The following is a 23,335-nucleotide window of genomic DNA, read 5'->3' on the forward strand; positions in this document are numbered from 1 at the left end:
CAATATCCTTTAAAATTCAAGAGTGGACCTAACGGAAACCACTTGGCCTTATAAGGAAGTTCACTTAAGTCCCTGCCTTGCGCAATGAATGACCCTAAACTGTATTCGTTTTGCAGGGCTCTCCAGAGGTGAACGTTTTTTATCATTCCCATCTTATCTTCTTTAAAGATAGCTCATCACTAATTAAATTTGTGACAGTTCTGCACCTTCCGGCAACAGTCCCAGCCCAATTGCCCAGAGCAGCAATCAAACTTCGGCGGTAGTTCCTTTCAACAGCTTCAAAGACGTTCTCTGCGTCTCCACTGATTTACTTCTAAAAACCGCGACCTCTACCTCACCGTTTGAAATGATGAGGGCTGTATTCAATTTTATTTACAAGAACATTATAGCGAACATTGAGAATGGAAAACAATGGTATATAAAGTATATTAGACTCACTCCCCGTGGACCGAATATGTATACTTAACAAAAAAAGAGAGCATCTAAAGCTCTCTAAAGGCTGGATGGATTGACCCTTATTATTTCTTCGTTACTTGCTTGCCGGAATTCAGTTGCTCGCGTTCAGCATCCGTATAGTCGGCAATTTTATTTTTAGCTTTTACGCTGCTCACATTAATTTTGTACTCTTTTTTCAAGTAAGCATGCATTTTCTTCATATCCTCTTCATTAAGCTCCACCAATTGCTTCTCACCGTCGATTTGGGCAAGAATAATGCCGATTACTTCTCCAGCAAGTGAAGTATTCGCTTGAATACGAGCACTTCCGTAAGCTGCTGCTGTAGCACCTACGTTTTTACCAGCAACAATAATGTTCGCATAATCTTTCAAAATAAATGAACGCAGCGGCATACCGTATTTATCCGGATTTCCTAACCCTACGCCCCAAGGGCTGCTCTTTATCCCTTGATTATCGAGCGGATAACTCGCAATGCTCACGTTATCCCAGAACATTTCGCCGCCCATTACATCCGTAGCTTGCAGAATATAATCGGTTTCATAACGGTCAAAATCACGAATATACAAATAATCAGGGTAGCCGTTTACTTCGGCGTTTTCCCAGCCTGGAAGCATGTCACGCAAATGGTCAACAATTAGATCAGTCTCTTCCTGACCTAGTTTAACGGCTTCTGCAATACGCTCATTGTCAGATGGAACAACATCATAGATAAGCAAGGCATTGATCAGTACCTCACCATTCAGTTGGTTCAATGCATTCAGACCACGCAAGAAAATATCGTCTCGTGTAGACTCATACTCTTTGCCCACATTGCCAAATCCCCAAGTAAATGTATCGGTTACAGTCGTTTCCCCTCCATATTTCTCAAAGCGTTCTTCTTTTCCTAGTGCCATAACTTCACTCTTGAACTTATTCCAGTCTACGCCTTTAAATTTCATCATGATAGAGCTTGCCATATAATCAACATCTGGAGCATTAAAAATCGTTTCAACTCCTGGAAGACGTTTGCCGCCTAGTAAATGAGTCAAAGCAGTAAAGTCAGTGTTTTCCACAAAATAATCCGCCGTTACTGTCTTCTCTTCACCAGCTGCTGTTTTGTAAGTCAGACCGCTCACCTTCGTGCGACCGTTCTTATCATCTGTTTCTTTCTTCACATCCACAATCGTAATGCCCGATTCCAACGGAATACCGTCCATCACTTCATTAAAATAGGTAGTAAAATGCTCAATATTGCGAATTTCTCCCTTTTTAAAACGATCAAATAATTTTTTAATGCGTCCTTGCGTCATTGTTTTCTGTGCATCATCCGTAGGCTCATCCAGAAACAGCATTTCTCCCTGTATCAATTGACCGCCCGGCTTTTCACGCGGATCAAGTACAAGGACAGACAGTCCTTCATCTTTAGCCGCTCTTGCCAAATACATGCCTTCAATCTCCGTACCGATAACAACAACATGTGCGTTTTTGCCTTCCGGTAAAGGTTTTGGATCTTTCTCTTTAATTGTCGCATTATCCGAAGCAGCAGGCTTCTCTGTTCCTTGGCCGCCCTGCGAATTCGTTCCGTTCCCTGTACTGCATCCCCAAATAAAAACCAACACAAGTAATAACAATATTAGCTTCTTCACTTCCACACCTCATGTATTATCATTTAAATAGACTCAGAGTCTTTATCGTCGTCTTCTACATAAAGATTGCAAAGTCAAAGTCAACTTTATATAAAAGAACTAAAGAAATAACTTCAACGCGCCTCCTTTCATGGGCTTGTTCCCATTCACTATACCATTTTTGTTTTCAGCTAGTTCATAATAAACTCTTATTATTCTTTTAAAAATTGTCTTAAGAATATTACCTTTTCCTTTAGATACATGAAAAGAATCCCTCGAAAATCAATTGATTATGCCAGGCGGTTTCTTTCTTCCCTTCGGCGGAAAGCTGGACGAAAAAAATTACCCTATGTGATAAGATAGCTACTGCTCTAGATTGGAGTCCTATGGTATCTAGCACCCGCTCCTGTATTTATACAAAAAAAATACCCTCTCATTAAAGAGAGGGCAATCCCACATTAGCTTCTCATTCGTTCGTTCCGTTCCAAATTAGTAGTGAACAGCACTCCACATGTGACGAGTAGACAGTGACAACAAACATGTACGTGTCCGGAGGAATGTGTTTGCTAATATAAAATCACTCTGCCCATATTCGATGAATGTTAAGTTTTTTCTCTCCTGAGAAGGTTAGATGAAATACATCAGGATTGGTTAAAGATTCCCACTCCTTAAACCCAATGCGGTCATCAAAATGCTAGGACTTCCATTACTACACTAATGGCACGGCTCATAGCCGTGTTACTGTAGCATCAGGCTCTTGACCATCTGCTTGCAATGTCGCATAACATAAACATTTTTCATCATTATTGTTATCTCCTTGCTAGTGCTACTCTTCTTATACTCTCTTTTGTCCAAAGAGGAGCTTTGGGATGATTCATTATTTCATCGTAGGTCATCCAATGAACGGCTTCAACCTCATCGGGGCTCTTGCTATGTGCTGTACCTTTGTCATATTCACATAGGAAGACCATATTTATAACGTTGCATCCATCATTTGTAACAAAGGAGGAGCTGTATACAAAAGTAACAGCATCTTTTATCTCGATGCCAACTTCTTCATAAAGTTCTCGCTTTACAGTTCGTTCTAGGATTTCGAGTGCGTTACCTTCAACGTCTACTTTTCCTCCCACAAGAGACAAAGTCCCCCCTGCATGTTCCTCTTTGGTACTTCGTGTAATAACTAGCCATTTATCATCCCTACAGATTGCACCTTCTACGTTTACTATGAACACGCTGTCTTGCTCCCCTCTAAGAGATTCTACTATAACAACTTTAACATTATTCCCCTTATGTTGGAACCATTTGTGCGTACAAGGTTTTCCATGATAATTTTCATAGGTGCAACGAGCATAAACTTCAAATCAGACGTTAAAAGCCCATGACTCGGCACTGGGTGGGGGGGAATACTAAATAGCCCTGTAGAAAGAGTACGGAAACATAAAAAAAACCAGTGTTATCGACAACGGTGTGCTCCCAGTTGAGCTAAAGACCCGGAAAAAAACGATATTCTTTTGGCTGTGTTAATACTACATGGTGTGCTACCCCATGAGTCGGTTTCACTACCAATAACATAGATAAACCCGCCTGAATAGATTTCAGCTACTCAAACGGGTCTTGAACTTTTATATCCTTTATTTGTAAACTGTTGTTCATTGCCTGTATCGAGTTAATAAAACGAATTCACGATCCACCCGCTTGCCTGTGTCGGCATAGCCATTTGCATCGATGACTGGTACATCGCGAATTGCTGCACCTGGCGAGCCTTCGAGTTCAGCAAGCTGCTTGCCGGGATTTCATTGTATCTTTACGCTGCTGATGATAGACGGTAAGCTAGGCCATAGTTGCCGCTAATCGCTTTTGTTGTTTGTTCGAAATTTGAGCTTAAGCTCTTCATAAGCTGCTCTTCATCCAGCTTGAGAGTACCATCGCCCTTACGGTGAATACCGATTCGCTCATAGGTAGATGAGCTGACTAACGACTCAATACGTTTACGGACAGATGAATTCATAACTCCACCGGCTTCATTCAAGCGATCATGCATCGTATTGTATCTCAATACCATATCTTTAACTTGCGCAATGACTTTGTTTTCGTCCGGTTTGATTTGTATTTTCACAGATTCCATCGATAGGGCCATTAGTGTCGCCGTAGCTTTGCCCTTCTCCAGATCAATCGTGTTCGACTGCGAAGTTTGAGTTGCGCCTCCGTTCACGCTGTAGGACGCATTGGACGCTAGTTGCGTTGCATTCTTAACGCCGGTTGCAGACATCGCGTTTCCGGTAACATCTTTAACCTCGAAAGCCTGATCCGCTCCTGTCTTGTCGCTGCTTAACTCAAGCTTCTTATTGCCTGTTATATCATGCGTTACAATACTGGCGGTTACGCCCGTCTTCGCTGCATTGACCGCATCTTTCAGCTTGGTCAGCGCTTGATCGTTCGTATCGTTATCGGAGATAACAGCCGATATCTTCGTAGTCTTGCCGCCTATCGTAATGTTGAACTGATTGATGCCTTTGCTTACAACGGACGTGTCTACTTTAGACAAAAATGTTCCATTGTTCGTTTGAGAAGTCGCGATCGCATTCACTTTAACTTCATAAGTTTTGCTCGCAGCTCCGGCTGATGCAGTTGCGGTAACCTTTTTGCCTTCCGATGATTCCGCCGTCCTTGCTTGGATAGATGAATTATCCTTCTGCATTAATTTTTGCGCCGATGCTTGCATATCCTGCGCAGATTTCAAAAAATTCACAATCCCTGTTGCTGTTGTCTTGATATATTGCTCATAAGGCTTGCTCTTCACAACGTAATTTGAAAAGAAAGACTGGTTCGCACTCTGACTACTAGAATACTGGAAACTCATAGGCGCCGTTCTGTTAATCGGATACATCGAGTTATACGAGTTAATCGATAACGTCATCCGTCTCCCCCTCCATACTGTCGCACAATATATAATGTTAATTTCTGCTTCAACATAAATTTGCTATGGTTTCATCATCGTAATTTATGGGGTGCGTATCCATCCATCTGACCTCAGATTACAAATATCGTCACATACAACAATGCCTTGGTCCAAGTATCTGGTTGCATATACCATCTCCCATGACAGCTAGCTAATCTTCGTCAAAAACCTAAAAATATTATTTCTAATTTATCATAGTAGATTGCTCTTTATATGAAACTTAAAGAAAACTTTAAGTTCGCGCTTGCAACACACTTCTGGCAACCAGCATATATCCGCCCCCCCCCGAATCGCAATGATTCTCTCAGGATTGGCAAGGTCAGCCTCGATTTTTTACGTAAATTACTGATGTGTACAGCAACCGTTCTCGTATCCTCCAGACTCTCCATTCCCCAGATGAACTGAAACAACGCATCGACAGTGACGACACGATTAACGTTTTGTGCCATATAGGACAGTAGACCGAACTCTTTTTTCGATCCTGTTCGATACAACCATCCAGCTCCTAAATAATACAAGGGTTACCCTCTTTTGTTGCTTTACTAGCCCTTTTTTGCGAGCATATTCATTATAACCGTAACGGCTTCCGCTCGTGTTGCTTTACCGCTCGGCTCGAATGTATTCTCGTCTTTGCCACCTATAATGCCAAGATTCTTCAGCGCAGCGACAGCGCCTTTCGCCCATGTCGGAATGCTCTGATCGTCCGCGAAGCCGGTTGCGGCATTCTGTTGGGCAGACAGTTTCAGCGCACTGGCGATCATCACCGCCATCTCTGCGCGGGTAATCTCGGCAACCGGACGGAAAGTGTCGTCCTGATAGCCATTAATAATGCCTGCTTGCACCGCTTGCGCGACTGCCCCCTTCGCCCAAGCCGGAATCTTCGCCGCGTCCGTGAATTTCAATTCCGTTCCCTCGACTTGCTCCTTTAGCGCATTCATGAGCATAACTGCGAATTCCCCGCGCGTAACCGTATGATTCGGCTTAAACGTTCCGTCTGGATAGCCTTTAACGAAACCACGTTTGACGGCTTCATGGATGGCATTAGCTGCCCAATGCCCTGGTACATCACTGAATTCAGGCGATTGGACTGGAGAAGAACACAGCACATGCCGCCCATTCACAATTTCCACGCACATAACAGCGAATAGGCCAAATTGATCGACCTCTACCGAAATCCAGTTGTCAACGACTTTTCCTCCTGCAATCTCCATCCATTGACGCTTGGCTTCATCGTAATAAAAGACTGCCGGCTGCTGTCCCTCGGACAATTTCGCTGGATCAAAAGAAAATGCGATCGTCACCATCTTCTTGAATTTATCCGCGATGCTTTTCCAAATGTTAAATACTCCGCTGACCGGATGATTATCCTGCAAATTAAGCTGTTCGTTCCGCGTTTCGGCTCCAATCGTTATATCGATCGGTTTGTCAGTTGCTCCGGCTGGAATGTAGATTTCCACGACATGCCCGAAGCTAACTTCGCCTATCGCTCCTGCCGGCAGAGTGAGTTTTCCGTTCGAGGAGGTGTGTTTGCCAGGAGCAGCCGGACCTCCGCCTGTACTTCCCGAAGGGCGCCACTGTGCGTAAAGCGTGACGTTTGTTGTGCCCATGGTGAGTGTCGCACCCGCTGCGTAATCGGTACCGACACCGTCAGACGCTGTGTTCCAGCCCGCGAATGTGTGGCCTGCTCTCACCAAAGTGCCTTTATCCAGCACATTGACCGTTTCGCCTGCTTCATAAGCTTCACTATCCACAGGCACCGAACCGCCTGTGCTTTCGTTTCCGTTATACGTCACCGTGTACATTGGGTTCTCTGTCCACTGTGCATAAAGCGTGACGTTTGTTGTGCCCATGGTGAGTGTCGCACCCGCTGCGTAATCGGTACCGACACCGTCAGACGCTGTGTTCCACCCCGCGAATGTGTGGCCTACTTTCACCAAAGTGCCTTTATCCAGCACGTTGACTGTCTCGCCTGCTTCATACGCTTCACTATCCACCGGCACCGAACCGCCTGTGCTTCCGTTTCCGTTATACGCCATCGTGTACGTTGGGTTCTCTGTCCACTGTGCATAAAGCGTGACGTTCGCTGCTCCCATGTTTAGCGTTGCGCCAGCCGCATAATTCGTGCCAGTTCCGTTCGCTAATGTGTTCCAGCCTGCAAATGTATGGCCTACTTTCACCAAAGTGCTTTTGTCCAGCACATTGACCGTTTCGCCTGCTTCATACGCATCACTATCCAAAGGCACCGAACCGCCTGTGCTTCCGTTTCCGTTATACGTCACCGTATATGTCGGATTAGGCGTCCACTTCGCATATAGCGTTACGTTCGATGCTCCCATCGTCAGCGTTGCGCCAGACGCATAATTCGTTCCGCTTCCGTTAGCCAGCGTATTCCAGCCTGCAAATGTGTGGCCTGCTTTCACCAAAGTGCCTTTATCCAGCACGTTGACTGTCTCGCCTACTTCATACGCTTCACTATCCACGGGCACCGAACCGCCAGTGCTTCCGTTTCCGTTATACGTCACCGTATACGACGGATTAGGCGTCCACTTCGCATACAGCGTAACGTTCGCAGCTCCCATCGTCAGTTTCGCGCCCGCTGCATAATTCGTGCCAGTTCCGTTCGCTAACGTGTTCCAGCCTGCAAATGTATGGCCTACTTTCACCAAAGTGCCTTTGTCCAGCACATTGACCGTTTCGCCTGCTTCATACGCATCACTATCCAAAGGCACCGAACCGCCTGTGCTTCCGTTTCCGTTATACGTCACCTTATACGTCGGATTAGGCGTCCACTTCGCATACAGCGTAACGTTTGCCGCCCCTATCGGCAGCGTTGCGTCAGCCGCTTAGTTCGTTCCACTTCCGTTAGCCAGCGTATTCCAGCCTGCAAATGTATGGCCTGTTTTCACCAAAGTGCCTTTATCCAATACGTTGACTGTTTCGCCTGCTTCGTATGCTTCACTGTCCACCGGCACCGAACCGCCTGTGCTTCCGTTTCCGTTATACGTCACCGTATACGTCGGATTAGGCGTCCACTTCGCATACAGCGTAACATCGGCCAGAATTGTGGTTGATGCACCAGCCGAGTAATTCGTACCGTTGCCGTTAATTGCCGTGTTCCAGCCTGCGAACGTGTGACCCGTCTTCACTAAGCTCCCTTTATCTTTCAACACAATCACTGTGCCCGCTTCATAAGCTTCACTGTCGATAGGCCCAGTTCCCCCTGTGCTTCCGTTTCCATTATACGTCACCGTATACGTCGGATTAGGCGTCCACTTCGCATACAGCGTAACGTTCGCTGCCCCCATGTTCAGCGTTGCGCCAGCCGCATAGTTCGTTCCGCTTCCGTTAGCCAGCGTATTCCAGCCCGCGAACGTGTGGCCTGTCTTCACCAGAGTGCCTTGCCCCAGCACGACAACTGCCTCGCCCACTTCATACGTTTCACTGTCCACCGGCATCAAACCGCCTGTGCTTCTATTCCCGTTATACGTCACCGTATACGTCGGATTAGGCGTCCACTTCGCATACAGCGTAACGTTTGCAGCTCCCATCGTCAGCGTTGCGCCAGACGCATAATTCGTTCCGCTTCCGTTCGCTAACGTGTTCCAGCCCGCAAACGTGTAACCGCTTCTAACCAGACTGCTGCTAGCCTTAACGATAACTGCCTCGCCTGCTTCATGCCTTTCGCTGTCCACAGGCACCGAACCGCCTGTGCTTCCGTTTCCGCTATACGTCACCGTATACGTCGGATTAGGCGTCCATTTCGCATAAAGCGTAACATCGGCCAGTATTGTGGTCGATGCACCAGCCGAGTAATTCGTACCGTTGCCATTAATTGCCGTGTTCCAGCCTGCGAACGTGTGACCCGTCTTCACTAAGCTCCCTTTTTCCTTCAACACAATCACTGTGCCCGCTTCATAAGCTTCACTGTCGACAGGCCCAGTTCCTCCTGTGTTTCCGTTCCCGTTATATGTTATCGTATACGTCGGATTAGGCGTCCACTGTGCGTATAGGGTTACGTTGTCCATATCCATTGCGATTGCAGAGCCTGCCGAATAGTTCGTTCCGCTGCCATTCGCGGCGGTATTCCAGCCCGTAAAGCTGTATCCGGCTCTCACCATACTGCCCTTATTCAACACTTGCACGCTCGCGCCGATTGCAAACGTATTGCTGTCCGAAGGCACAGCCCCCCCTGTATGTCCATTACCCTTATAGATGACAGAGGAATTTTCGAATCTGAGATTAACATTATTCCCTACAACAACAAACGTATTGTTGCCATACACGATATCATTAAGGTTGTTTGTAACACCAGATTCATTCAGTTTCCACTGTACGCCATCCACAGATGATGCAATCAACCCGCCGCCAAAGCTCGCTGCAACGAACCTTCCATTCCCGTAGGTGATCGATTGAAAATTCCCCGCTACATCCGCCTGCTTCGTCCAAGTTATACCATCAGGCGAGGTAAGAACAACGCTGCCCCCTACCGCCACGTATTGTCCGTTATTATAGGCAACTGCATATAAGCTCGTCGTAGCTGGTGACACGCGTTCCTCCCAGTTCAGCCCATCAAGTGAAGTCCATATTTGCCCATACTGCCCTACGGCTACGAATTTATCTCCGTAAGAAACGCCATATATATATGCGCCTCCTGTATCCGGAAGGATTATACTGCTCCAGTTGAGTCCATCCGTTGAGGTAGTAACCGTCGAGAATTGCCCAGTTGCCACATACCTGCCGTTGCCATACGCAACAGACCCCAATCCGTACGTCGTTGCCCCGACTATGGTCTCCGCAACATTCCCTGAGCTTATGGTTATGATTGTGCCGCCGTCTCCTACAATCACATACTTACCGCCGCCATAAACAATATCATTCAGTGTAACGTTAGTATTGGATGCAATAGTCCCTGAAAACTGACTACCGCTATTATCTGAATACATTATGGTACCGTTTGGCCCCACAGCAACAAACCGGTCTGGCCCACGCTCTACCCCTTTCAGCACTGCATTCACCTGATCCGCAGGCTTCGACCATGCTGCGTGAGCTGCAAGGGGATGAATCAGTTCAATCAATAGAAACAATACGAGTAATAAGTACATTGAAACCCGTCGATTCAATACAATCTACCTCCTCAATAGCATTCAGCCCATTCTAGCGCATCTTTACTTCTGTTTATCTGAATGAAATCTGAATAAAAAAATAATCGAAACGCCTCGACGGAAGCGCCCCGATTATTTGACAAAATCAATCCTTTTACGCCACTTATGCTTGCTTGGGAAACCGCAGTTCAAACACCGTCTCTTTATTAGGCTTGCTGCTCACCAGCACCTGCCCGCAATGAAGCTCCATAATGTCTCGCACAAACGACAAACCGATTCCGAGGCCCTCTCCCCGGCGTCCATCATCTACTCGGTAGAATCGCTCGAATATTCGGTTCAGATACTCGGGTTCTATCCCCTTGCCCCGATCCTTAACGTAAATAGATATCCATTCCTCATGCCGTACAATCGCAATGCCGAGGTACTGCCCCCCGCCTCCATAACGAATCGCATTATCGATCAAATTGCGCAGCGCCCGCTCAATCAGCGAGGCATCAACGAGCGCCACTGCGTCAAACTCCTCCGGCACGTCAACGTCTACCTCGATATTTTGCCCGTCCAAAAACAAAATATAGTCTGCCGCGACCTTCCTTATCAGCTCCGACACAGAAACCGAGACCGGCTTGAATTCATACACATTCGAATCCCGCTTAGTAATGTCTAATAGCTGATCAAGCAAGCTGTCCATATAACGAGAGCGCTGCAGGATGATTCTGGCATGATTCTGCAGCTCATCCCCCTCCTTATATGAATGGGTGCGAATCGTCTCCGCATAGCCGAGAATCATCGTTAGTGGCGTTCGCAGATCATGAGACAGATTGGACAACAGCAGCCTGCGGCGGCTGTCGAACTGCTCAATCTCTGCAGCCTGATCATGAATGCGCTGCGCCATGGCGTTATAATGTCTAGCCAGCTCGCCAATCTCATCCTTCGACTTATCGTGCAGCACAATAAGCTCCTTACGGAGCCCGACCTGAGCCAGCGCTTGATTCAGCTTGCCAATCCGCCGATTAATCGAGGAAAAGTACCATAAAGTGAACAAATAAGGCAGTACCAGCAACCACAATAATGGCAGAAAGATAAATATTAGACTTTCGTATGTACGAACATAAAAGAAAAATTGGCCCATTTTCATCGCTTCGCCATTCAAATTCAGGATAAGGAAAAAGGGATCGCCGTTCACACTCTCCTGATATACAAGCGTAATAGGGGCATTCTCTCCCCACATGTTGTTAGGCATATTCGCTACACGGTACGCCAACTCCGCGAACTCGTAACGCTTCTCAGGATCATGCGAGGTATCATAAATAACAGTTCCATCCGCAGCTACCCACTCCAAACGGAGCTCAGGATGCTGCTGATGCACCGTATCAAGGATAGGCGAGATCTGTTCCTTCCCGGATGCTTGCTCTTCGGATATTAGTGCTCTCGTCTCCTGAGAGATCGTATTCAGAATGTTCAAGCTGTAGCCCTTGTCCCACAAGCTCCCGGAAACAAACATGGTCACTAAGAACAGTATTATACTGCTCGCGACACTTATAAGCATAACCAACCATAGCTTCGTTCTGCTTCTCATCGACCATCCCCCGAGAACCGATACCCGACGCCGCGAACGGTCTGCAGATGGTATGGCGAATCGGCCGTTTCGCCAAGCAGATGCCGCAGTCTTCTAATGAACACACTTAAATTGTTATCATCATAATTGTCATGCTTCCATACCTGTCGATAAATATCTCGTTTCGTCAGGATGCGGTCGGGGTTCGTCATGAACAGATAGAGCAGCTCGCATTCATATGAGGTTAGATCATGCTGTATCCCTTTGTGATGCAAAATGAGATTATCGACATCGAGTGACAGCTCTTTTAGCATGATGATCTCAGATTGAGCATCTTTCTTGGGGCGATTTCTTCTGAGCTGTGCTTGTACTCTGGCAAGCAGCTCCATTGGACTAAACGGCTTCGTGACATAATCATCCGCGCCCAAGCCAAGCGTATCGATCTTATCCTGTATTTCTCTTCTCGCACTAAGCGAGATGACGAGAAGCTTGGAGTTGTGATCATGCAAATAATGAAGCACCTCATAGCCATTCCCATCATCCATCATTAGATCCAAGATCATTAAATCGTAATCCTTCTCTTGTATTCGCGCTATCGCCAGCCTTCCTGACTCTGCTTCTGCAACCTGCAATCCCGCCTGCTCCAAATGTATGCGAATCAACGATCTGATCTCAGCATCATCATCCACTATTAAAATTTGATACATCCGCCGCACATCCCCTGCTCAACTTCTTGCAGAAAATATTATCATTAAATTACTAGCATTGAGAAGCGAAATACTAGAAATAGCAAAAGAGACGAAGCTGTTTATAGGTATAACGCCAATAAGCGCTTACTGCTCCTCTAACCCGTCTACATTGGGTACAGGACAGCCCATAAGAATTATTTTTCCATAAATAAAAGAACCAACAGCGATTGATTACATAATCAATAACTGTTGGTTTTTTATTTCTGCCAATACACCTCGACTACTAGTCTTTCCTGACCAACAGTGAGCAACACTCCACATGTGTTGTCTGGGAAATGGGGACATGCATCACTCCTATCTGCTGCTCCTACCTTTTTTGGGATTTTCATTCCGTTCTTGCCTTGAATACTTCGCTTTAAGCCGGTTTTAAATACAAAGGTTAATTGATACGGCTCTACGCTATCGTCATCCTGTTCTTCACCCATTACAACCTTTTCAACGACACTTTCGAAAACACTTCGATCGAATTCAGAAAGAACGGTATTGCTTTGAAGCACGTTACGAAATTGCTGCAATTTTTTATCAACGTCGATTTCTTCTTGAGCCGATGCCTCCAGTTGTTCTCTCACTTCAATTAATTTTGTTAACGTGGACTCCAGTTCATCATATTTGCGTTCGTAAGTGGAGCGATCAACTTTTTCATCCAGATGGAGATCAATCAGATTTGAACGCTTTTGTTCAAGTGCCTGGATTTCGTGCTTAACTTTGCTTAACTGCTTGTGATGCTGCTGCTCACCAAGCACTGACTCCATCCTTAACAGAAGCTCATCCAGCACATCCTTATGATTGCCGCAGACCCGATTGTACGTTTCGACAAATGCGCCCTCAATTATTTTTTCCTCAACCCCTTTGCTATGAGGACAATATTTCTTTCCTTTTTTCGAGAAAGAGACACATTGCCATATGACTTTTGCGTAGGTGGTTCTGCTATTCCAGCTTCTCCGAGAGTAGTTTTTCCCACAAAATCCGCATTCAAGCTTACAACTGAACGTGAACTTCCGACTGAACTTTTCGCGTTTTCCGCCTTTCTCGAGTTTCCCACGCGGCTTTCCCCGTCTGTTCAAAATATCTTGGGCTTTCTCAAAAATTTCCTCGCTTACGATTGGCTCATGATGATTCTTGATGTAATATTGATCCTCTTCACCATGATTATCCAATCTGCGCTTGGATATTGGATCGAGCGTAAAGGTTTTGCCTTGAAGGAGATCACCTTTGTATTTCTCATTCTTAATGATACCTAGCACTGCTGTATCTCCCCATTCCAAGTTCCCGCGCTTCGTTTTATGAGGGAGCTTCGTTAACTCTTTGGCGATTACTGAGGCTCCAACACCAGCAATGTAACGATCAAAAATGTATCGAACAACCTCGGCTTCTTCTTCATTAACTGAAATCCGCTTGGTTATGAGATCATAGTCATAGCCGAGACAGCTTTGGAAACCAACAAGCTCGCCGCGTTGCATTTTCATCTTCAAGCCCATTTTTACAATCGATGAGATATTCTCAACCTCTTGCTGTGCTACCGAACTTAGAATGGTTAATAATAACTCACCGTCCATCGTCAAGGTGTTAATGTTCTCTTTCTCAAAAAACACGGCCACATTTTTCTCCTTGAGCATACGGACATATTTAAGGGTATCTACCGTGTTTCGGGCAAATCTTGAAATGGACTTGGTAATAACCATGTCAATTTCCCCATTCAGGCAATCGTTAATCAATCTCTGAAAACCATCACGCTTTTTTACCTGAGTACCAGTGATGGCTTCATCCGCATAAATATCAGCCAGTAACCAGTCGCTTCGCTGACCAACTAACTCTTTGTAATAGGAAACCTGTGACTTATAGCTGTTGAGTTGCTCCTCAGTGTCCGTGCTTACACGTGCATAAGGAGCCACTCTCAGGATTTCACGTTGCCCTCCGGTACGATCTGACAGTTTACGATTCGCTTTTATAACCTCAACTGAAAATGACATTTCCGTTTCCTCCCCTGAGTTGTTCTCTACGCTATTAGCGTAATAAATTCAGGCGAATTCAACAAAGGTGTAATTTTGAGATTTTTAATATCAGCTAAAAAAGAACTAATGTGCGGGCTTATCCAGAAGTAAGATCTGAATAGATGCCATAATCACGCATGGTTCGTTTTTTGAGCAAATCGAATTCTTGTTCATTTATCAAGGATAGTGTCAGCAATTGCCTGAGCAATGCAATTTGCATACTGTACCTCAATAAATCCGTTTTCAAGCGATCATCCCCTCAAACCGAATTTAGGTAGCGATATGGCCAGTAGAAACGAGGCCTTCTACTAACCCTTTCATTTTGAGGGTCAGATCGGGTACCTGATAACCAATATTATGTTTGTTAAACAAACAGCCCCACAGCACTTCGGCAATATGACCGAAGATTCGCAGGGCATTAATATTTTTCTTGCAGGTCACTACACAAAATTTCACAAAAGAAACCAGACTTATCAACTCTTAAAATACGGTCTCCTATCGTCAATAACCTTGCCGTGATCGGCATAAATGAAGACATGCGTAATGTCCATAAATACCCATTTTCACATAGCTACAGAAGACCAAGTTAATGATCCCCATGACAAACTAAAAAATCTCGGACAACAGCGTAAAACTTTAAAGGCTGGCACAGATGGATTAGATCAAGAGAGCTATGGATAACTTCAACTTTGGAACGCGTTCCTTGCTAGCAAAAATCAAGACCAGAATTGGAAAGAAAGTGGCAAACTCTCTATAATTCAAGATATAAAGCGCATATTCCTGTTAATCGTTTCTGTCGGCCTTTTCGAAAGCCTCTCTGCTTATAAAAAGTGATAGGCCAACTGACACCTATGGTTCTTGTTGCAGGCGCCCCCATATAAATGAAACTAGGAAGCAAGCGATTAAAAAACGAACAGAATGCTTCTGGGTTATCGACCAACATGACTAGCAGCAGCAACAATGGCCTGGACTCTATCAGGATACAAATGCGCAAATTTTTGAATCACAAAACCTCCTCCGGAAAACCCTATACTAACAAATCCGCATAATTTTCCTGCCGACCGTAGAGTTTCCAATTATTTGGGCGATATGAGCCGCAAGCTAGACATCGCAATGAGACTTATCGGAAAACCGAAGATTATCTTCCTTGATGAACCGACCACCGTGCTTGACCCGAACGGCGCATGGAGACGGCCAAAGCGCTTGCCGAAGGCGGCATGAGGGTATTCCTGACCACGCAGTATCTGGAGTTAGCTGAATACCTAGCACACCGAATTTCCTTATTGCATGAAGGTAGAATTATCGTAAGTGACACTCTCTCAGATCTGAAACAACCGTTCCCGTCCTTCGAGCGATTCAACTCTATGCCGATTGCTCGTACCACAATCATTCTCGTAGCGATCGTGATAAGCTTTCGCTGGACGGCGGGAATACTGTCATAGGCTGTGGCCGATATACTCGCGCTCTTTTCAATGGCCTTGACATGGATCACGGCGATTGCCGGACTGTCGGCAAAATCAGTGGATGATGCAGGCACTTTTATTTCCCTTCTATTTATTAACTCGGCGTTTGTACCCACGGAATCTATGCCGTCAGTCATCCATGTTTTTACTGAAAACCAGCCCGTGACTTCAATTGTGGAAGCCCTAAGCGCACCTATGTCGGCAACCTTTCGGAAATGTTACTGGGGTTGCGCTCGCGTGGTGCCCAAGGATACTGATTGTCGCATATCTATTTGCCATGCGAGCATACAAAGGAAGAGCGTTTAATGTTTGCAAACTATTCCAACACATTTATAACAACGAGTACACGGCGGTTTATATATGAGATCATAGCTGAATAATCGTCAACCATCCTCACCTTGTAACAAAGTGCGGATGGTTGACGATTAACTTGTTTGGCTCTGGGGCTACGGCGCCTCAATATCTCGTCTTCTGAACCCGACAAAGCCTGCCACAATTAACGCAATAGCGATTGCGCCAAGAACGAATAGCGGCAGGAACGCCACTTCGTCAAGAGGTGCGCGCGGCACATAACCATAGGGAGTAATCCGTTTCGTCCACTCTGGCAGCTGCAACAGTCCTCCCATGTACAAGACAACAAACGAATAAATCAGATACAACCAGTTCAGATTGGTCAACTTCGGGAAACAGCCTGCGAATAAGATCGAGATGCCAATCATGACAAGCATGGCTGGATAATAGGCCAACGCCGCTCCGTAAATCGTGCTGAAGCTTAAGCCGTTCTCCATCGAAGCGTTCCCGGCTGACCATAGGCCAAGCGCAGCAAGTGAAAACATCATGAAGCCGTTTAGAACCGCAGCGACCAAATAACCTCCAAGCAGTCGGGAACGGGATACCGCTCTGCCGAGCAGCGGTTCGATTAGCCCCTTCTTCTCTTCGCTTCGGAACCTGTGTACAGCTAACATCGGCGGAATCGTTGCTGCAAGCGTCATGACTGTCATGAGCATCGCAATGAATTGATCCGTTAACGTCACACCTTCAATCTCTCCCATTAGTTGACCCAATATTTCGTTGTTTCCAAGGAATGTTTCCAGATCGCCCAGAATCGAACCGTACGATGCACCGAGGACGTAAATTCCGATAGCCCATGAAAACATCGCAGTGCGCTGCAGTCGAAACACAAGACCAATTGGGCTTTGCAGAAAACGAGAGGCGTGAGTTCTGCCCGACCTTGTCGGCATAAAGCCCTTGTCCAGGTCCCGAATGGCATTCAAACCGATGGCCGCGATAAAAAGAAGCAGAGCCAGTGCAGCCATCAGACCGACAGGCCCCCAATGATTAGTCGAATAGACGCCTGTCTTTGTCACCCATCCAAGAGGAGACAGCCATGACAATGTTTCATTGCCGACGTCGCCCAGTGCACGCACCAAGTAGGAGATCATGAGTACGGTAATGGAATAGCCGAATGTCCCGCGGGAGCTGTCCGAAAGCTGGGCAAACAGTACTGCTACGCCCGTGAATACCAGACCGGTCGCGCCAAGGACAACCCCATACAACAACGAACCTTCCAAGTCCATACTTTCGACTCCGAGCATCGACAGACCGAATCCTGTAACCATCGCGAGCAGCGTAAAAACGCCAATTTGTACAATCAGTGTCGCGTTCAGCCAAGAAAGACGGCCAACCGGGAGCGATCGGATCAGCTCCAGACGCCCCTCTTCCTCATCTCCCCTCGTATGACGCGCCACGAGCAGAATAGCCATGAGTCCGACTACAAGAGCTGTCAAAAGCAGCATCTGGTGTGCGGTCATGGCCCCGACTGTATAGTTCTCCAGATCACCGGGCCCAAGCATCGCCAGCATGGCAGGGTTGGCCATTGTCAATGCCATAACATCCCTATCTTGCTGTGAACCGTACATTTCGGACAAGGCTGGCGGTACAATGAAGGTGAAAAACACAATGCCGATCATCCATAACGGAATGCGAATTCGGTCAAGCCTCGCGATAAATCCGATCAATCGGCCCGTTCTTGCCCATAACGGATTGTCCATCACCGAACGCCCCCTCCAGTTCCTTCATAATGCCGAATAAACAAGTCTTCGAGCTTAGCCGGCGAGCATTCCAGCTTCACAATGCCGAACTGGCTAAGATGCCGAATGACGTTGTCCATCTCTTCAGTATCCATTTGGAATGACAACTCTTCGCCTTTCTCTTCCAGCTCATAGATACCCTTAAACCGCTCAATGGAAGGAATAGCCTGCTTTGTCTCCACCTTAACGTGTGTACGGGTTAAGTGACGCAATTCACGCAATGTCCCGCTTTCAATGATTTTCCCCTGCCGGATAATCCCGACCTTATCGCACAGGCGCTCCACTTCAGACAAAATATGGCTGGACAGGAGTACGCTTTTCCCTTGCTCTTTGACTGCCATCACACAATCCTGAAATACATTCTCCATCAAGGGGTCCAGCCCGGAGGTAGGTTCATCCAAAATATACAAATCCGCATCAGCAGAAAATGCAGCGATAAGCGCCACCTTCTGCCGGTTACCTTTGGAATAGGTTCGACACTTTTTTGTCGGGTCCAGGTCGAATCGTTGAATAAGCTCTTCTCGTTTGCTTTTATCGCTCCCTCCGCGCAATTTAACAAACAAATCTATGACCTCGCCACCGGTCAAATTGGGCCATAGATTGACGTCGCCAGGCACGTAAGCGAGACGCTTGTGAATCTCAACCGCATCTTTCCATACATCCTTGCCAAACAATTGAGCCTCTCCGGAGGTGGCTCGCAATATACCAAGAAGCACACGAATCGTCGTCGATTTACCCGCGCCATTAGGGCCAATGAATCCAAAGATTTCCCCGCTGCTCACTTCCAGATTCACACCGTCCAGCGCTGTCGATGCACCAAACTTCTTGGTTAAGTTCCTGACTCGCAACAAAGACATGGTCTCACCCTTCCGTTAATGTTTTGAAATATAGTTATTCATATATTTCATATTATATGATGGCGATTCATTTTACAACATGTTTTGAACTTGGTTAATTGTTATATTTCATAACTTAAGTTAAACTATTTACAGAGAGGTGGATGAAATGGACGGATACCAGAAACGTAGAGACCAGAAAAAAAAGGACATCTTGCGAAGTGCCGTTGATCTGTTTTTGACCTACGGCATCCAGAAAGTGTCCATTGCAGAAATAGCAAGCAAAGCCAACGTATCGCAAGTGACGATTTACAACTATTTCGGAAGCAAACATAATCTTGTTGAAGAAATGCTCGTATTTTATCTCGATCAGATCTGGTCGGAGTATGAAAAAATGCTGACCAACGACATGCCTTTTATCGAAAAGATCAAAAGCGTGATGTTTGCCAAGATCGATTCCGCCAATAATGTGCACCCCGATACCTTTACCCATTTCATGAAAAAGTACGCGACCGGCGTCCCTTACCTGGAAAAGATGATGCAGGAAAAAATCATGCCGGGGCTGATGACGCTAATTGAAGAGGGAAAACAGCAAGGGTATGTCGATCCCGGCCTATCTAATGAATCAATCCTTGTGTTCATTCAAATGTTCAAGGATTATATGCAAAAAGAAGAGGCCTTTCCGCACCTGCAAAAGATGACGGGGGACCTCAATAAATTGTTCTTTTATGGACTTGTCGGAAGCAAACATAATTGGGAGGAATGACTAGTTACCTTGCCGATCGCTCTCCGGTCTTAAACATTTCCCTGATTTTAATCTTGGTTCAGGATGTTAGAAATAGGAGGCCTCTCTAGACAATCAGAACTTTCTCCTCGGGATACCGGAATTTCTCCCGACTGTGTTTTTGCGACAATGCAAATGCAAGTGTTGTTCGGTAAAAATAATGTGTTAGACTGATGTCGTTGATTTAGCGCGGTTTTTGAATTGATGAATCGTCAGCTTTTAAAAAATAAGTTTTAGACTGATCAATTAATGAAAGAGCGGCAGACCAAGATTTGATAAATAAAGCCTTAGACTGCCGCTGTTGTCATCCAACTAACGTTCTCCGTTAGGTTAAAGATGTTGAACTGTTTTATTGCCATTATAATCAGCCAATATGAAAGACACCAATTATGGTTTTCCCATCAACATCATGTAGCGGGATATCACGACCACCCGCAGGTCTATTCTTCTGTATGGCAAGTGCTTCCTCAGGTGTCTTAAATCAGGTCCCGTTTCATTGGAAGTGGCGTCTGCGTCAGAACCGTATGTCTGTCCGTTCTCAATGCCGAAGTGACTTCGAAAAGAACCTCTTTAAAATCCTGCAATCACCACACTCACGGAAATAACCATGACTGCCAAGGCGCGCATAACATAGATAATACGACCACTACCAGCTCACTATAAACTATAAGTCATAAATCCAAGACCGCCAATCTGATTCAAGTGGGGCAAATCTGAACTTATGAAAAACATAACGAATGATCCCCTTTCCATTGCCCACTCAAAAGAAATTGAAACGTCTTTGCTCTATCTTCGTATTATTGCCTGAAAATACCACTACATTCAACCATAACTATGCAAGCAACCCATGATTGATTTCCCGGATCAGCTGTTTACTTTTGAAATTAACTGCTTTATGATAAGTTACAACAATTGTATATTCATCGCTTAATCCTCTTTTGAGGAGCGGGGGAACCAACGAAGCATAATCGCTTCAGGGGTGAATTCTTTCTTTTGCAGAAAGAACGGGGACTCTCAGACCCGAATCCGACAGCTAACCTCGTAGGCGTCATGAGAGAGATCATGAATGCGTCTTTGGTTTGTCCTGACATAGCAATCCGAAGCTTGGCAGCAGAATTTCTCTGCTCCAAGCTTTTTTGTCGTTTCACAGCAATCATTCTGTTACTTTCAAGTTTCAGCAAAGGAGTATAGCCCATGTTAAGCAGTGAGAAAATTATGGTATGTGTGTACCACGGGCCAAACGGAGAACGGCTGATCCGGCGAGGAGGCCGATTAGCTGCCCTTTATCAATGCCCATTGTTCGTACTGCATGTACAGACTGAACAAGAGAATAACCAGATTAGCCAAGACAAAAGTGAGCGCATTCTCCATTGGAAAACGATATCCGAAGAATGCCATGCCACGTTTATGACCAAAACTCGTGGCAATCACAAGGTCTCCGATGTGATTGCCGATACGGCTGAGCAAATTCAAATCACACAATTAATCATCGGGCACCCCGGTATGACACGATGGCAAGAGATTTGGAATGGCTCCATTGTCAATGAACTATTAAAGAAAATTGGAGAAATCGATATTCATATTATCGCCTTTCAAGAGGGTCGGGATAGATAGACATAAGGAAAGGATGTGCTATGCATGAAAAAACAGTTTATAGTGATTGGCCTGGGCCGATTTGGGTCTAGCTTGGTGCACACTTTGATTCAGAATGGTCACGAAGTACTCGCCGTTGATAAGGATGAGCAGCTCGTACAAGACATATCCGGCGTAGCGACTCATGCTGTGCAAGCAGATTGTACAGATGAAGGAGTACTGAAAGAACTGGGCGCACGAAACTTTACCCATGCGATTGTTGCTATCGGAGAAGATCTGCAGGCGAGCATATTGGCAACCTTGTTGCTTAAAGAATTGCATATACCGAAAATAACGGCCAAAGCTAAAAACGAAATGCATGGGCAAGTTCTAATCAAAGTAGGGGCAGATCATATTGTGTATCCAGAACGAGACATGGCTGCTCGCCTTGGAAATCAATTAAGCTCCGATAATCTGATTGACTACATTGAGTTGTCTCCCGTTCACAATTTGGTCGAACTGAAGGCCCCACCTGCTATGAATGAACAGACTCTTCAACAATTAAATATTCGGGCCAAATACGGATGTACCATTATGGCGATCAAAAAGGGAGTTCATATCAATATTTCACCAAAGGCAGAGGATGAAATTAACACGGGAGATATTCTGGTGATAATCGGCAGTAACGCGGATATTCGAGACTTGGAAGAAGACTATGAACAGAAATGAAGATCGTATGCATAGCCGTTCTCTTTTCACTATGCTTGTCGCCATCGTAAATCGGCTGAAAACACGAACAAGCCCTCCCCAACTCATCTTGATGATCTTTTTTTGCTTGATCTGGGTAGGCGCTTTGCTTCTAATGCTCCCCTATTCATCATCATCCGGCCAATCGATCGGCCTGCTGAATGCCCTCTTTACGGCAACCTCCGCCATTTGTGTCAATGGCCTGGTTGTCGTGGATACGGGAAGTGTGTTCTCTACCTTCGGGCAAATCGTCATTATGATGCTCATTCAGGTCGGCGGCCTTGGCTTTATGACCGTCGGCGTAATGGTGGCTATCATGATCGGCAAAAGGATCGGCCTTCGCCAAAGGCTGATCATTCAGCAGGCCACGCACTCGACATCATCGCAAGGCTTGGTCAAATTGTCGATCTTTATGGTGCTTATCGCATTTGCATTTGAGGCATTGGCGACATTGGTACTCACCCTGCATTGGCAAGCAGATATGGGTTGGGGTCAAGCTGCTTTTTATGCGCTCTTTCATTCCATTTCGGCGTTTAACAATGCGGGCTTCGCTTTATGGTCGGACAGTTTATCTCCATTTGTTGGCGACCCTGTAGTCAACATCACCGTCATCCTGCTGTTTATTATCGGGGGGCTTGGCTATATTGTCGTCGTGGATGTTTTTCGCAAACGTTCATGGCGCAAATTATCCCTGCATGCCAAAGTTGTCTTGCTTGGTTCCGGTATTTTGTTTGCCGCGGGCTTCTGCTTGATCTACCTGTTGGAAAGCTGGAACCCCGCAACCTTCGGCTCCTTGTCTGCCGGGGAGCGGATATGGGCCGCCTTATTCCAGGGGGCTACGCCCAGAAGCTCCGGGTTTAATACTATAGACATTGGCAGTATGTTGGCCGCGTCGCAATTCCTGATCATCATTTTAATGTTCATTGGTGCAGCTTCCGGTGGAACAGGTGGAGGCATTAAAGTCAATACGATGTTTGTGCTCGTACTTGCAACCATTAATACGTTCCGCGGCGGCGGACAAATTCACGCCTTCGAGCGCAAAATTGCCATCGAGACAGTCATGCGCGCATTGGCTGTTGTGATCAGTTCCCTTGCGGTAGTCCTTTTGGTCTCCCTTCTTCTGACGATTTCAGAAGGCATGCTGGAGGAGCACTTTCTGGAGGTACTCTTTGAGGCCACCTCGGCCTTTAGTACAACCGGATTATCCATGGGCCTCACAAGCGATTTGTCTCCGCTTGGCAAAATCATCGTGACCATTACCATGTATGCTGGGCGACTGGGGCCCCTCACACTGGCTTTTGCCTTAGCCCAAAAAAAGCGTTCATCTAAAATTGGCTATCCCGAAGATCATATACTGATTGGCTAGACAGGAGCGGACTTCCGCTCCTATTATTTTTAGCTTGCATCATTTTAATGAATGAATTATA

15 protein-coding genes, 4 pseudogenes and 2 riboswitches are annotated in these 23,335 nt (G+C 46.0%); of the genes and pseudogenes, 6 read left to right on the plus strand and 13 right to left on the minus strand.

Annotation, left to right across the window (positions count from 1 at the left end; all coding sequences use genetic code 11):
- Window positions 1-161: 161 nt before the first annotated feature.
- Window positions 162-340, minus strand: a riboswitch (Lysine riboswitch).
- Window positions 341-518: 178 nt separating this feature from the next.
- The 11 genes and pseudogenes from KJW29_RS18510 to KJW29_RS18550 form a co-directional block, all read right to left on the minus strand.
- Window positions 519-2,081 carry an FAD-dependent oxidoreductase gene (locus tag KJW29_RS18510; protein WP_246608778.1) on the minus strand — a complete coding sequence of 521 codons (1,563 nt, stop codon included), beginning with the start codon at window positions 2,079-2,081 and terminating at the stop codon, window positions 519-521.
- Window positions 2,082-2,869: 788 nt separating this feature from the next.
- Window positions 2,870-3,292: an NUDIX hydrolase gene (locus KJW29_RS18515; protein ID WP_108991055.1), complete on the minus strand. Its 423-nt coding sequence runs from the start codon at window positions 3,290-3,292 to the stop codon at window positions 2,870-2,872.
- Window positions 3,293-3,864: 572 nt separating this feature from the next.
- Window positions 3,865-4,977, minus strand: coding sequence for a flagellar cap protein FliD N-terminal domain-containing protein (locus KJW29_RS18520; RefSeq protein ID WP_214630917.1), 1,113 nt, complete (start codon window positions 4,975-4,977; stop codon window positions 3,865-3,867).
- A 251-nt stretch (window positions 4,978-5,228) separates the two neighbouring features.
- Window positions 5,229-5,468, minus strand: coding sequence for a helix-turn-helix domain-containing protein (locus tag KJW29_RS18525; RefSeq protein WP_246608858.1), 240 nt, complete (start codon window positions 5,466-5,468; stop codon window positions 5,229-5,231).
- Between the two features lie 93 nt (window positions 5,469-5,561).
- A complete protein-coding gene (locus KJW29_RS18530) occupies window positions 5,562-7,784 on the minus strand; it encodes an InlB B-repeat-containing protein (protein ID WP_214630918.1) in 2,223 nt (740 codons plus the stop codon).
- Window positions 7,785-7,862: 78 nt separating this feature from the next.
- A complete protein-coding gene (locus tag KJW29_RS18535) occupies window positions 7,863-9,866 on the minus strand; it encodes an InlB B-repeat-containing protein (protein WP_214630919.1) in 2,004 nt (667 codons plus the stop codon).
- Window positions 9,867-10,284: 418 nt separating this feature from the next.
- Entirely contained in the window at window positions 10,285-11,697 is a 1,413-nt protein-coding gene (locus KJW29_RS18540) for a HAMP domain-containing sensor histidine kinase (RefSeq protein ID WP_214630920.1), read from the minus strand.
- Complete coding sequence (locus KJW29_RS36820) at window positions 11,694-11,990, minus strand: winged helix-turn-helix domain-containing protein (RefSeq protein WP_425517564.1); 297 nt, start codon at window positions 11,988-11,990, stop codon at window positions 11,694-11,696. The genes KJW29_RS18540 and KJW29_RS36820 overlap by 4 nt, the downstream gene beginning before the upstream one ends.
- Window positions 11,991-12,022: 32 nt before the next feature.
- Window positions 12,023-12,125 (minus strand): annotated as a pseudogene (locus tag KJW29_RS36825) (DNA-binding response regulator); the annotation flags it as partial.
- Window positions 12,102-12,383: pseudogene (locus KJW29_RS36830) on the minus strand (response regulator); the annotation flags it as partial. The pseudogenes KJW29_RS36830 and KJW29_RS36825, both read right to left, overlap by 24 nt.
- A gap of 239 nt (window positions 12,384-12,622) precedes the next feature.
- Complete coding sequence (locus KJW29_RS18550; protein WP_214630922.1) at window positions 12,623-14,395, minus strand: recombinase family protein; 1,773 nt, start codon at window positions 14,393-14,395, stop codon at window positions 12,623-12,625.
- Window positions 14,396-15,472: 1,077 nt separating this feature from the next.
- Between KJW29_RS18550 and KJW29_RS36175 the strand changes: the two are divergent.
- Together KJW29_RS36175 and KJW29_RS36835 are read left to right on the plus strand one after the other, a co-directional pair.
- Window positions 15,473-15,759, plus strand: a pseudogene (locus KJW29_RS36175) (P-loop NTPase family protein); the annotation flags it as partial.
- A 6-nt stretch (window positions 15,760-15,765) separates the two neighbouring features.
- Window positions 15,766-16,177, plus strand: a pseudogene (locus KJW29_RS36835) (ABC transporter permease); the annotation flags it as partial.
- A gap of 148 nt (window positions 16,178-16,325) precedes the next feature.
- Here the strand turns inward: KJW29_RS36835 and KJW29_RS18555 are convergent.
- Together KJW29_RS18555 and KJW29_RS18560 are read right to left on the minus strand one after the other, a co-directional pair.
- Window positions 16,326-17,930, minus strand: a complete 1,605-nt coding sequence (locus KJW29_RS18555) for an ABC transporter permease (protein WP_087568937.1) — start codon at window positions 17,928-17,930, stop codon at window positions 16,326-16,328.
- Window positions 17,930-18,826 (minus strand): ABC transporter ATP-binding protein, encoded by an 897-nt coding sequence (locus KJW29_RS18560; RefSeq protein ID WP_087568938.1) that lies wholly within the window; start codon window positions 18,824-18,826, stop codon window positions 17,930-17,932. The genes KJW29_RS18555 and KJW29_RS18560 overlap by 1 nt, the downstream gene beginning before the upstream one ends.
- Before the next feature lie 148 nt (window positions 18,827-18,974).
- Between KJW29_RS18560 and KJW29_RS18565 the strand changes: the two genes are divergently transcribed.
- The 4 genes from KJW29_RS18565 (at window position 18,975) to KJW29_RS18580 (ending at window position 23,274) form a co-directional block, all read left to right on the plus strand.
- Window positions 18,975-19,571, plus strand: a complete 597-nt coding sequence (locus tag KJW29_RS18565) for a TetR/AcrR family transcriptional regulator (RefSeq protein ID WP_087568939.1) — start codon at window positions 18,975-18,977, stop codon at window positions 19,569-19,571.
- Between the two features lie 932 nt (window positions 19,572-20,503).
- Window positions 20,504-20,653, plus strand: a riboswitch (cyclic di-AMP (ydaO/yuaA leader).
- A 130-nt stretch (window positions 20,654-20,783) separates the two neighbouring features.
- Window positions 20,784-21,203 (plus strand): universal stress protein, encoded by a 420-nt coding sequence (locus tag KJW29_RS18570; protein WP_087568940.1) that lies wholly within the window; start codon window positions 20,784-20,786, stop codon window positions 21,201-21,203.
- A gap of 24 nt (window positions 21,204-21,227) precedes the next feature.
- Window positions 21,228-21,890, plus strand: a complete 663-nt coding sequence (locus tag KJW29_RS18575) for a potassium channel family protein (RefSeq protein ID WP_087568941.1) — start codon at window positions 21,228-21,230, stop codon at window positions 21,888-21,890.
- 31 nt (window positions 21,891-21,921) lie between these two features.
- Window positions 21,922-23,274 (plus strand): TrkH family potassium uptake protein, encoded by a 1,353-nt coding sequence (locus KJW29_RS18580; RefSeq protein ID WP_087569049.1) that lies wholly within the window; start codon window positions 21,922-21,924, stop codon window positions 23,272-23,274.
- Window positions 23,275-23,335 lie beyond the last annotated feature (61 nt).

This window comes from Paenibacillus agaridevorans (assembly GCF_018604145.1).
In the GTDB taxonomy this organism is placed as follows: Bacteria; Bacillota; Bacilli; order Paenibacillales; family Paenibacillaceae; genus Pristimantibacillus; species Pristimantibacillus agaridevorans.